The sequence below is a fragment of the uncultured Treponema sp. genome (assembly GCF_946187725.1).
In the GTDB taxonomy this organism is placed as follows: Bacteria; Spirochaetota; Spirochaetia; order Treponematales; family Treponemataceae; genus Treponema_D.
Genome location: NZ_CAMHSK010000011.1, coordinates 1 through 12,747, shown reverse-complemented (window position 1 = coordinate 12,747; position 12,747 = coordinate 1). Strand labels below are relative to the sequence as shown.

8 protein-coding genes and 1 CRISPR repeat array (1 of these 9 only partly in view) are annotated in these 12,747 nt (G+C 41.7%); of the genes, 2 read left to right on the top strand and 6 right to left on the bottom strand.

Translation table 11 applies throughout. The features are described 5' to 3' along the window. Positions 1–742: a CRISPR direct-repeat array (repeat unit 36 nt; unit sequence GTTGCAGGTTGACCGGACAAATTAATCAGTTATAAT); it reaches 812 nt to the left of the window's first position. A gap of 68 nt (positions 743–810) precedes the next feature. From cas2 to Q0Q74_RS06160, 6 genes are all read right to left on the bottom strand, one after another. After that, complete coding sequence (cas2, locus tag Q0Q74_RS06185; RefSeq protein ID WP_294429417.1) at positions 811–1,146, bottom strand: CRISPR-associated endonuclease Cas2; 336 nt, start codon at positions 1,144–1,146, stop codon at positions 811–813. After that, complete coding sequence (gene cas1, locus Q0Q74_RS06180) at positions 1,124–2,044, bottom strand: type II CRISPR-associated endonuclease Cas1 (RefSeq protein ID WP_294429416.1); 921 nt, start codon at positions 2,042–2,044, stop codon at positions 1,124–1,126. The genes cas2 and cas1 overlap by 23 nt, the downstream gene beginning before the upstream one ends. A gap of 35 nt (positions 2,045–2,079) precedes the next feature. Next, positions 2,080–5,421, bottom strand: coding sequence for a type II CRISPR RNA-guided endonuclease Cas9 (cas9, locus tag Q0Q74_RS06175; RefSeq protein WP_294429415.1), 3,342 nt, complete (start codon positions 5,419–5,421; stop codon positions 2,080–2,082). A gap of 201 nt (positions 5,422–5,622) precedes the next feature. After that, the gene (locus Q0Q74_RS06170; RefSeq protein WP_294429411.1) at positions 5,623–6,654 is read right to left on the bottom strand and encodes an aminotransferase class I/II-fold pyridoxal phosphate-dependent enzyme; all 1,032 of its coding nucleotides are present in this window, start codon (positions 6,652–6,654) and stop codon (positions 5,623–5,625) included. Between the two features lie 55 nt (positions 6,655–6,709). Continuing rightward, on the bottom strand, positions 6,710–7,582 hold the full coding sequence (locus Q0Q74_RS06165) for a radical SAM protein (protein ID WP_294429410.1): 873 nt from the start codon (positions 7,580–7,582) through the stop codon (positions 6,710–6,712). 93 nt (positions 7,583–7,675) lie between these two features. Further along, on the bottom strand, positions 7,676–9,493 hold the full coding sequence (locus Q0Q74_RS06160; RefSeq protein WP_294429409.1) for a RelA/SpoT family protein: 1,818 nt from the start codon (positions 9,491–9,493) through the stop codon (positions 7,676–7,678). Between the two features lie 145 nt (positions 9,494–9,638). Here Q0Q74_RS06160 and Q0Q74_RS06155 point away from each other — a divergent pair, with 145 nt between their 5' ends. Then, positions 9,639–12,470 carry a right-handed parallel beta-helix repeat-containing protein gene (locus Q0Q74_RS06155; RefSeq protein ID WP_294429408.1) on the top strand — a complete coding sequence of 944 codons (2,832 nt, stop codon included), beginning with the start codon at positions 9,639–9,641 and terminating at the stop codon, positions 12,468–12,470. An 80-nt stretch (positions 12,471–12,550) separates the two neighbouring features. Beyond that, positions 12,551–12,747, top strand: a 197-nt coding sequence (locus tag Q0Q74_RS06150) for a hypothetical protein (RefSeq protein WP_294429407.1), incomplete at its 3' end; no start/stop codon positions are given.

Below are 12,747 nucleotides of genomic sequence, written 5' to 3'. Positions count from 1 at the left end.
TTAATCAGTTATAATCCGTTCATCTAGTAACCAATAGTCAAAAAAGTTGCAGGTTGACCGGACAAATTAATCAGTTATAATTTAATTCGGAACGCCCAACGGCCACGGCGGGTTGCAGGTTGACCGGACAAATTAATCAGTTATAATAGCGTCTACAACCCCCTTGTAGTAGCCTTTGTTGCAGGTTGACCGGACAAATTAATCAGTTATAATGCTTCCGATTCTTGAAGCAACGCTCGCAAGGTTGCAGGTTGACCGGACAAATTAATCAGTTATAATTCATTGTTACGATTTGGACAATTAAAAGTGGTTGCAGGTTGACCGGACAAATTAATCAGTTATAATTCACAAATATTGTATAAAGAGAATCTGTATGTTGCAGGTTGACCGGACAAATTAATCAGTTATAATAAAAATCTACTTCAATATTATGACTCCAGTCGTTGCAGGTTGACCGGACAAATTAATCAGTTATAATTATTACAGCAAGCCATACTAAAACAAAGGCGTTGCAGGTTGACCGGACAAATTAATCAGTTATAATCAAAGGAATAAGCCTTTGAGGCTCAAAAGCGTTGCAGGTTGACCGGACAAATTAATCAGTTATAATTCGAATGCCGTTATCCAGCAGGCTGAAAAGGTTGCAGGTTGACCGGACAAATTAATCAGTTATAATTGAAATGTGTAACGCTTGCGGTATGAATATGTTGCAGGTTGACCGGACAAATTAATCAGTTATAATACATCCGATGTAATTCTATTTTATATAAAGAAATAGAGTGCATCGGACGTATTTTTTTTGAGGGAAAACTAGAATAAAAGCAGTTGTTGAGGCTCTTTTTTTTCGATTTTTTTACAGGATGAATAACTGATAATGTTTTCATATTGCTTATCCGTTATCGTGATAATATCAACTTTACCTTCTTCCGGCAAGTTTTGCTTTATCAGGCGATAATATTTTTCACAAGCATCCTTACCGGAAAAAAGCTTAGTATAAATTGAATATTGCACCATTGCAAATCCGTGATCGAGCAAAAAATTTCTGAAATCTGTTGCTGCTTTGCGCTCTTTCTTCTCAACCACAGGTAAATCAAATAAAACAAGCATCCACATAAGCTCATACCTATTCAGTTCTGGCATTGCCATATTCATCTCCTGCCCATACAGGCAAATCAATGACAGGTTTTCCATCTTCCAATGCGTGAACATAAGAAGCCGTCAGATATTGCATACTCTGAAATGCAGGGGAATTGCCTTCCGAAGTATGAACCTTTATCCATAGTGTTTCTGTAAGTTTAGTTTTATATTCGGGAGTTAACTCAGAATCATCTTTTATTCCAAGATGAAATACTACACAGTCAACTAAAGGACGGTAAATCTCAAATAAATCGTCCGCAAGACAAAACTGATTAAGATGATTGTCGTGATGAAGACCAAGGGAAGGAAGAAGTCCGCTGGCACAAACTGCCCGTGCCATAGAGGAGCGCATGATTGCATAGCCATAATTCAAAAAAGAATTTATTCCTTCCTTTTCTTTATCTCTTGTAAAATCTTTTCCGAACAAATATTTCCAGTACATTCTGGCCGCGTATGCTTCACGATTGTCGGGGTCTCCTGACTTTACCAGAGCCGCTATGGTTTCAATCCGTTTTGATTCTTCTTCCTTGCCACAAAGTTTTAAATTCAAGGCCTGATTCTTAATTTTTTGGATAACAATCTGCTGCCATATTCTTTTTTTAAGAGGTAAAGAAGCATCAATCTGTTTTTTCAGGATTTTTGCAAAAAGATAATGTGAGTAGACAGGAAGAACCATACTTTGCGGTGAATAGTTTTTGCCACAGAGGACGGTAACGCAGCCTCGCTCTGCAAGAGCATTTAATATGTTTTTGGAGAATGTTACGCTTTGAGCTGAAAGTAAGAGTACGCCTATATCGTCAAGAGGAACACGCCCCAGTTCTTCTGAACCATGCTGTATGACGATAAAGCCACGACTGAGAGACAGATATCGATTTTCTTCATAAATCTCTAAAACTCTGTTCAGCATATTTTAAATATCGGCATACTGAACAGAGTTAGCCATTATTTTCTGAATACACGGCCGATTGGATTTACCGTGATGAATCTTGCCTCTTTTTCGCCAAAGAGGACATTGACGGAGATGTAATTCTGACCTTTTTGCGGCTTCCAATATCCTTCCAGTTGGTTTTCTTCAGTAGCAATTATCCAGTCTTTACAATCGGTAACCGAAAAAATTGGACGTATATCAAATCTATTCGCAGCAGCTTGCAATCCTGCTATTCTACACTTATACCATTTCCCGCCATCGCAGAATTCCAAATAATCATCTTTGTGTAAAAGAAATGGTAAACGTTTTGCAGCTGGATGGTGTTGCTTTTTCCATGCTTCTATTATTTCTTTTTTTGGTTTGTTGTTTTTATCGATTTCCGTCCTAAGGAAATATTGTGCTTCAAAAGTCGGTTTTGCCCCTTCTTTTTTGGGAGGGGTTTTCCAAATTATAGCTGCACAATAATCTTTAGTTTCATAGTATCGGGGAACACAGCCTTTAATAACAATTGGATTTTGGTCACGATTCAAACAGCGGACTTTTTTTATTCTAGTCTGTTCGCTGAATCGCTCCAAAACATCTTCAAATTTTTCACCCTTGTGGAGCACAATAAATTCTTGCAGTTTCGTTCGAATTTTATTATCAACAATGTCCTCAATGTTGTTTTCTTTCAAACTCATTACCGCTGTACGGACAACAAAATATTCTTTGAAAACTTTTATCTGCGGATAGACATCCTTAAATTCTTTTCGGACTTGCTTGATGTCCTTTGTTTCTGCAAATTTTTCCTCAAAATCCTTACGGACTTTATCACTTTTTATAAGAGGAATGTCCGCCTCCTCAATTTTTGAAATTTCCAGCAATTCTTCACGCTTGATTTTGCCAAGCAAAGTCTCTTTTGAAAGTTTTCCTTCCGCACCGTGGTCAGGCTTAAAGCTTACAACAATATTTTTCACTTTTTCCTGCAATTCCAGTCTAGGAACAGCCATTGGCGGAACTTCAATTCTGTGGTTTTGTGAGCGAGCATTAAGCGTAGAAATTTCCTTTACAAGCGAACGGTCAATCAAGGCAATTACAGAAGCATCCAAAGCATGGTGGCGGTGGTCATAGCGGTTCTTTTTGTATTCACCGATTTGCTCTTCTTTTAATTCAAAATGGGCAATTTCCCTGTCATCTATTTTACGCTTTAAAATAGAATCAATTTCCCATTTGTCACGAAGCAATTTTGTCATTCCGCCGTTTACCGACCAGATATCGTCGCAGACAGACTTCAGGTATTTCATTGCCATTTTTGAAAGATAGGCATTATCCGTCAGTTGTCGGGCAATAAATCCGCTGTCTTTTTCAAAAGTCTCCATTGCATCTACGGCAAAACGCCTGCGCTTGGCAGGATTTTTCAGTTGGTTTGCCCGCATAAGAATTTCTTCCCAATTAAAGCCCTTGGGATTTGTGCCAAAAGCTTCGTAGGGAGAACGCTCTTTTTTAAAGGCATTGCAGCTTGCATGTGCCACAGTCAGATTCGACTCTGCGTCAAGCAAGGTTCGGCTGTATGGCAGAATATGCTCAATTTCAATGTTCTTGCTGAACAGTTCCCCACCGGATATATTCTTTCCGCAATAAAGACATTTTCGTGGAAGCCCTTCTGCTCCAAGTTCTTCCCACAAGCGCCACTTTAAGCGGTCGTTGCGGTTGGGATAAGGAATATTTGGATTTGCATCACGAATGTTTTTATTTGTGATTTCATTTCGCTTTTTGTTTTCGTTCTGCTTTTTCTGAATCGCCTCTTTTGCTTCCCGGCTTGCCTTTAAATCTCGTGAAAGTTCAAGGGCTATCTGAGCGGGCTTTCCGTACTGTTTGATAAGAGCGTTGACGACAACCCGAGTCTGATTCAAAGATACATGAACAGTGGGGTTGCTGATTTTTCCATATTTTTTCTCAGGCTTGCTTTCATCAGCAGACGGATCAGAGCCCATTGTTGAGCCGACAAGGACTTTTCCGTAATATGGCAATTCATCACACTTTTCCACAGTTTGGTCAGCATATTTATATCCCAAAGATTCAACAGCAACCGTGTATGTATCGGCGCTATCAGATTCCATTTTATGAACAAGTTTTTCGGAAACTTCTTTACAAAGCATCGTAGTACCAGTTTGAAGTTGCAATTTTAATATGGAATCTTTTTGTTCATCTGTAAGACTGTATTTTTCGAGAGTCTCAAGAATTTCAGAATCCTCATCTGCCGTTATCAATTTTTCAACGATAAAATCCTGTTCCTCAAGCGAAAGTGTATCCCACAAAGAACCAAATCGATTTTTGCTCCTCATTTTTACAGCTGTGGTATTTCCCTGCAAGAAAGTTCTTCCGCCTCGTTCGAGATTAAATGTACAGGCAGGACTAAGCCCCAGTGCTTTTCGGAATGCATCAAAAGTAACTTTTTCTTTTGTATCCAAGAGTTTTAAGAGAGTATCTTCGCCTGATTCGGAAAAAAGAGAAAGTTTACTCACATTCGAAATCGGAAGAGTTTTTCCTTCTGCATTCTGATAATTTAAATTTCTTACTTCTTGCAGAATTCTAAGTTTTTGAGCACAAGGAAGAGCTTTGAAGGTTCTTTCGTTTTCTGGAATGTATTGACAACGGCCTCTTTCTTGTGCTTTTAATGGGCGTTGAAAGAAAATTGCATTATAGATTTCATCCCACTTAATATTTTTGAAGAATTGTTCTTGAACTGAGTGAATTGCATTGAATTCATCAATATACATTTGTCGAAGAGGATAGTATTTCATTCTTCCAGGAACAAATCTTATACCATGATTTTGATTCTGATTTTTCCACAAGAATTCGCCGATAGTTCGGCAGCCAGAGTCCTTTATTGCATTTGCAAGTTCTGTGCACATATCCTTTTGAGATAGTTTTTCTTTTGAATTTGAAGTTTCTTGCTCGTTATTCTCAGTATCTTTTCGGTTGCTTTTAAAGCCTCTACGGACAGAAAGATTAAATAGAACACGAGCAAGTTCAGATGGTTCTAGTTTTTCATCTAATGCTTTGATACGAAGCTCATAAGGATTTAACGACTTTAATTTTTGAGTTTCTTCTTTTGTTTTTGGGAACAAGCCTTGTTCTTGTAAAAGTCTGAAAGTTGCTTTTCGACGAAGTTTTCTTCTATAGATTATTTTTCGTTGCCCTCTGGCGATTCTTCGCGCAACGGCCAGAGGTTCTTTCGTTTTTGGATCCCGCCCGTCTGAAAAAATACGGACACCCATATCTTCAAGATTCAAAGGTGTATTCTGATTATCCAAAGAATACACAGCCCAACCAATAGAATTTGTACCTAAATCGAGCCCCAATCGATATTTCATAAAAAAATTGTATCATGATTAAGAGAATATGTAAAAATAATTTGACATAAAAAGTTTGATGCAATATTATGAAATTACTGATTAATTTATCCGGTCAACCTGCTAACAAGGAGTCTTTTGACTCCGCAAAATGCTTTTATATTCTTTTTGAATATAAACAGAACAAATGAAAAAAGGGAGCTACGGCTCTCTTTTTGTTTTTTATTCCGAAAGAATCTCTCGCAGCATTGCGATTTTTTCTGTTGTGGTTGCCCAGCTGGTTGCAAAGCGTACTACTGAGTGGGTGTCATCGTATTTTTCCCAGAAACTGAACTTGACTTTTGCTTTGAGGGTTTCAATCTGTGCGTTTTCGAGGATTATGAATTGCTGGTTTGTGGGCGAATCCAGGTAAAAGTGGAATCCTTTTTCTTTAAACAGCGATTTTAGCTCTTCGGCACGGTCGATGGCATTTTTTCCAAGTTTGAGGTACAAATCATCTGTGAATAGCGTATCGAATTGAATTCCCAGAAGTCGGCCTTTTGCCAAAAGTGCGCCATGTTTTTTTACAAGATGCTCGAAATGAAGTGGCATATTGTTTCGCGTAAAAACGACTGCTTCACCGCATAGAGCACCTGCTTTAGTTCCGCCAACATAAAAGACATCACAAAGTCTGGCGATATCTTTTAAAGTTACATCCGTGCTGTGACTTGCAAGGGCATAGGCCAGTCGTGCACCGTCCATAAAAAGCGGAATCTTGTTTTTCTGGCATACGGCGCTCAGTTCTTCAAGTTCTTTCAATGAGTAAAGCGTTCCGTATTCAGTTGGATGCGAGATGTAAACCATTCCTGGAAAAACCATATGCTCGCAGTTGCCGTCAGCATAAAAATCAGAAATGAAAGAAGCTAGTTCGTCTGCCTTCATCTTTCCGTCATGTGATGGCAGCGTAAGGACTTTTCTGCCAGTGTATTCAATTGCGCCGGCTTCATGAACGCTCACATGACCCGTTTGTGCGGCAACAACTCCCTCAAACTGGCGGAGCATAGTATCAATTACAATCTGATTGGTCTGCGTTCCTCCAGTCAAAAACTGAATCTGACAGTCCGGCAATCCGCAAAGGTCGGCGAGTTTTTTCTTTGCCGATTCTGTGTATTTGTCTGCACCATAACCGGAAAGTTGTTCCATATTACTTTTAATGAGTGCATCCAAAATCAGCGGGTGTGCACCTTCGATATAATCACTTTCAAATGACAGCATGATTTATCATATAATGTCTGACCGGCAATGTCCATTGCTGCGCGTATGCTGAAAATCACCCGTGGCTGAAGGTCTCCTTCGTGTTCACACGCCCCATGTAGATTTCGCTTCCGATGTCGTACTCGCCCGGCACTCCGATTGCGTCGGCTCGGCAATGCGCACAGTGGGTGAAAATATTGATGTACGGGTAAGCGGCTTTTCGGGCATCATCGAGCTGCTTGAATGTCGGGGCTTCGAGGTGTTTTAGCTCGTTCTGCGGAATCAGCGGAATGATGTTGTAAATGTGTGCGCCCGCATCTTTTACGGTGTAGGCGATTTCTTCTATATGTTTGTCGTTGATTCCGGGGCAGAGGACTGTGTTCACTTTAATCAGCATTCCTGAATCGGCGACTTTTCTGATTCCTTCCAGCTGATTGTGAATCAGAATTTCTGCTGCCTCAACTCCTGTGTAAATCTTTCCGTGATAAATAATTCTGTTGTTGAGCTGAGCTTCGATTTCTGGTTCTACGGCATTGACTGTAACCGTGAGCGTGTCAATTCCGACTTCAATCAGTTCTTCGGCACGCTCTGAAAGCAAGAGTCCGTTGGTGCTCATACAGCGGATAAGCTGAGGAAATTCTTTTTTGACGAGCCGGAATGTTTCAAGCGCGTAATTTGTGGCAAGTGTGTCGCCCGGTCCCGCGATTCCAACTACTGTAAGCTCCGGGCATCGTTCGAGTGCGCGGCGGATATATTCACAGGCTTCTTCGGGTTTGATTACGGTGCTTGTAACGCCCGGCCTGTTCTCGCTCTCATTAATTTTTCTGTCGCAGAAGCGGCATTCGATGTTGCAGCCAGGTGCGACCGGCAGATGAATTCGCCCTTTATTGTGTTTGTGCGGCCCGAAGCACGGATGCTCGCGGTAGATTGTCTGTTCGTCCAATGCCATAACTGTTTCCTTTTAATATAATACCTAGTACCTTGATAGGTTTATATTAACGGGAATTGCCTAGTTGGTCAATGGGTATGAGACGGTGGTTTGTTAAATCTTTTTTTCCCAGGTCACTTCAATCATTCGGTTTTCGATGTTCGGAATGCGCTGGAAGGTCATGCAGGTCGCTTTGTGGACTTTGAGGCCTTTGTTTTTGTTCATGTAGCCTACGATTGGGTCACCGGGCTGAGGATTGCAGCATCCGGCCAGCGTGTAGACGACATTTTTTGTATTTTCGACGGTGATTTTACCGGTGTAGAGGCTTTTTTCGGCGTAGTCGGGATTTGTGCCTTTTGCGGAGCGTTTTTTGCGTTTTTCTTCCTGGATGGCACGGCTTCTCTCGTTTTGAGCGTCCAAATCTCGTGCACGCTGTTCTGCGGCTGCCTTGTCTTCAAAGGTCGGGTCGTTTGACAGAAGCCATGAATGGATTCGCTGACGAGCCTTGCTTGTTTTTACGACCTTGAGCTGATTTTCTGTAGGGTGAGCCTGCGGATTCGTGATGATTTCGATAATCTGAGTGTTTTTGAGCGGGGTTGTAATCGGGATGATTTTTCCGTCAGCTTTTGCACCGACGATTTTTTCGCCAACTGCTGAGTGAACATGATATGCGAAGTCGATTGCATTGCTTCCCTGTGGCAGCTGAATTACATCGCCTTTTGGAGTGAAGACATAAATTTCATCGCCCAAAAGTTCGCCCTTGAGCTCTGCAAAGAAATTCTCGTTGCTCAAATCTTCGTTTTTGAGATTCTGCAGCTGATTGAAGATTCCGAGTGAATTGACATCAACTTTGTCATGATTCATGCCCTTTTTGTAGAGCCAGTGCGAAGCGACACCGTGTTCTGCCATGTTGTGCATTTCGCTCGTTCTGATTTGGATTTCAAGCGGCTTTCCTTCGCAAACAACCGTGGTGTGCAGCGATTGATATCCGTTTGCTTTTGGCATGGCAATGTAATCTTTAAAACGGCCGTCCATTGGCTTCCATAGACCGTGAACGATTCCAATCAATGTGTAACATTCAGCGTTTGTCTGGCAGATTATGCGCAGTGCGAGCAAATCATAGAGAGAGGATGCAGGAACATTCCTTTTCTGCATTTTTTTGTAGATTGAATAGAAATGCTTTGCGCGGCTTGAGATGCTGACTTTGATTCCGAGCTTTTCGGAAGACTTGTAGATTGCGTTGACTGCTTTTTCGAGGTAAGCGGCCCGTTCGTCTTTTTTTTGTGCGACAATTGCCTTAATCTGCTGGAAGACATCGGGGTTAGAGTATTTGAGGCTCAAATCTTCAAGTTCGGATTTGACGCTCTGCATACCAAGCCGGTCGGCAAGCGGTGCCCAGATGTCTATGACTTCGGATGAGACGAGCCTTTGCTTTTTTTCTTCGATTGATTTGAGGTTTCGCATTCGGTCGAGACGGTCTGCGAGTTTGACAAGAATGACGCGGACATCATCAATCATCGCAAACAGCATTTTTCGGATTGAATCCGCCTGTGCGATTGTGGTCGCATTGATTTTCATGCCCGTGATTTTGGAAGTGTCTTTTACGATTTTGAAAACCGTGTCTCCGAACTGTGCCTTGACTTCTGCTTCGGAAATGCCGTCAACTTCAAAAATTGAGTGGAGCAGGCCGGAAATGAGGCAGTCAATGTCCATTTGTGCTTCGGCGAGGATTGCGGCAACACGCATTGGATGGAGAATGTAGGGGAGTCCGCAGTTTCGTTTGATGCCATCGGTCTTTTTGCAAAGAAAATCCCATGCCGAGGTGAAACGCGCTTTTTCGTCATCAGAAAAATTATCGAAAGTCTTGAAAAACTGAGACAGCAAAATCTGCGGGTCAGTCTCTGTATTGTTCGTTGTGATGTCGAATCCCATAAAAATCTCCCAAGCATAAAGATAGCATAAAATCCTATATTTTGAAAATAGTTCGGAAAAGTGCAAATTGTGCCATGAATGTACTTTTCCGAACTTGTTACAATGACGACATATTAAAACGCGCTATATCAAAAAGGGGGAAATTTTGAAAAGCCTGTTGAAAAAAATCTTTATGGCGGGTGTCCTTGCGACATTCGTGTTTGCGTCTTGTTCGACTGATTCGGACAGTTCTTCTAATGACATAAGCAAGCCTGCGGCTCCTGAAAATCAGAATCAGGAAAAGGAAAAAGAGCAGGGAAAAGAAGACAATAACAATAATCCTGCAAAAGGCGATGATAATGAAAACGAAGCAAAGCTTGATGAGCCTTCGGAGGCAGATGTGTCAAATGCGTCTGTCAACATCGTAAAGGGTGAAGGTTGGCTCAATAGTGCATATGTTATTTTTGAGCAGGTTGACGGTGCTTCGTATAAAGTCCTCTGTGATGATAAAGAAATCGATGAATCCCTTATCAGATATTATAACGAATATGTTTATTACGAGCAGTCAGAGAGTGAAAGCCTTCAGGTAAGCTGGACTAAAAAGACTCTTTCAAAGGTTGTCCGCGCTGATGCACTTGGTCTTGCTGCTGGTGAGCATACAATCAAGGTTGCGGCTGTTTCTGGCGGCACAACTTCGGCATATTCAAGTGCAACAATGAAGGTCGTTGATCATGACCGTTCAGGTTTTGCTTTTACAAGCTCTGACACACCGGGTGCTTACAAGGCTGACGGAACGCTTAAAGACGGTGCAATCGTTATTTATGTGACTGGCGATACTGCAAAAACTGTTTCTTATTCATCAAGTGGCAAAAAGGCTGCGACATACACTGGTTTGCAGGATATTTTGAGCGAGACTTCCCTTAAAAATCTTTCTGTTCCTCTTGATATCCGAATTGTCGGAACGATTTCAAAAGACCAGATGGATTCACTCGGTTCAAGTGCTGAAGGTCTTCAGATTAAGAGCACGACTGCAAGCGGCATTACGATTGAGGGTGTCGGTCATGATGCGGCAATTTCTGGATTCGGATTCCTTATCCGTGAGGCAAAATATGTTGAAGTTTCTAACCTCGGAATCTACAACTTCATGGATGACGGCGTTTCAATCGATACGAACAATTCTTATCTCTGGATTCATAACAACGATATTTCATATGGCGGAAAAGGCAGTGATGCTGACCAGGCGAAAGGTGACGGTTCTCTGGACTTGAAAAAATCTACTTACAGCACTCTTTCATACAATCATTTCTGGGATTCAGGAAAATGTAATCTTCTGGACGCTTCTGAGCATGCATCTGGCGGTTCAAACTATCTTTCTTATCACCATAACTGGTATGACCATTCTGATTCACGACATCCGCGCATCAGAAATGCAAGTGCCGTTCATGTTTACAACAATTACTACGACGGAAATGCAAAATATGGAGTCGGCATTACGACCGGAGCATCTGCCCTTGTTGAAGGAAATTTCTTCCGTGATGCAAATGACCCGATGATGTCAAGCAAACAGGGAACTGACGCTACTGGAGCCGGAACTTTCTCTGGAGAAGACGGCGGCATAATCAAGGCATGGAATAACTTCATCGGCTACAACACGGCTAATACTGTTCATTTTGTTACAAATAAATACCGCTACGGAAACAATGCTTCTGGCGAGGCAACAAAGACTGCTCTTGGCGGCTCTGGCACTGCAAGCGAGACGATTGGAACTGAAACCGAAGATGGCTGGCTTCTTTATTCATGGACTTATGGTGAAGAGCTTCCTTCATTCATCTCGAAAAATGATGCCTCTGATAAAGGCGCAAGTGATTCAACAAAGCCTTATTATCAGTTCGCAAATGAAAAAACAGGATTTACGCTCAAGGTTCCTTCAAATGCAAGCAAGGTTGTGATTACTGCAAAATCGGCTTCAAAAAATGTTTCTTCTGCAACAGTTAAAGTCGGCAGTGTGAGCCAGTCTGTTACTGATGCGAACTATCCAGCATACACCTTTGATGTAAGCTCTGATTCATCTACATCACTTGCAATCGTTGCAGGAAAAGAAGGCTCAATCAACATCAAGTCGATTAAGGTTTACGCTCCAACTGCATGGACAACAACTTATTCGACAGGTGTTGCCCTCGATGACATTGACGCTTATGAAGTCGATTCACGCTCTGAGACCGTTCCTGCTTCTGTTGTGACTAAGGCTGGCGGTACGAGTTATTCTAACTTCGACACTGAACTGGGGCTTTCTGGTCTTGGTCTTTCTGGTGTTCCTTCAAATCCTCTTCAGGCAAAGGCTGATGTAATGAAATTTGCCGGCCGTCATGAGCCTGATTTTGCTTATACTTTCAATAATGCAAAGGACGACAAGGACGACGATGTGATTTCAGAACTCAAGGAAATTGTTGTCGCTTATAAAACAAGCCTGACAAAGATTCAGGGAAGCGGAACAAGTTCTGGTACAGAAGAAAAAGAAAGTGGCGAGGGCAAAAGCGAATCAGATAATGGAAACGAAGGTGAATCAGGTAACGGAAATGGAAATGAATCTGGAACTCCAGAGCCTGCACCTGTGACCGGCGCTGCTGTCGTTTCACTTGTTTCTGACGGAAAGGCTGTTTCAAGCGATTCGCGCGTAACATTGACTTCATGCAAGGTTAATGGGGATGTAAAGAATGGTGCACTCACGATTCAATATAATGGAAAAGAATACCCGACTTTGAAAATGGAATCTGCTTCTCAAATTACTGTAAAAGCGGCTGCGGGAACTACAATTACCGTAATCGGCTCGCTGCCAAGCGGAAGTCAGAAATGTTTCAAAGTGAACGATAAAGATGTAAAACTTGCTGCAAAAGCAACTGCTGTCACGACCTTTGAACAATCATTTACTGCGACAGGAAATGATGTAATTTCAAAAGGTGACAAAGCTGCAATCGGTGTAATCGTAATCGGAGAATAATTTGAAGGAAAGTGCTGGTTAATCGCGAAAATGTTAATCAGCGCTTTCTTGCTTCCAACTATCTAAAAAAGGGGATTCATATGAAAAAGTTTGGAAAGGCATTTGCCGTACTGGCATCATTGTCTTTTATTCTGAGCGGCCTGCTGTTTTCTTGTGATGCTGACAGCACCGGCGATGAAAAAGAAACTGTTGCCGTAAAATCGGTTGAAATTTCGGGCGAAAACACTGTTGAAGTTGAAGGCGAAATTCAGCTCACTGCAAAGGTTTTGCCTGAAAA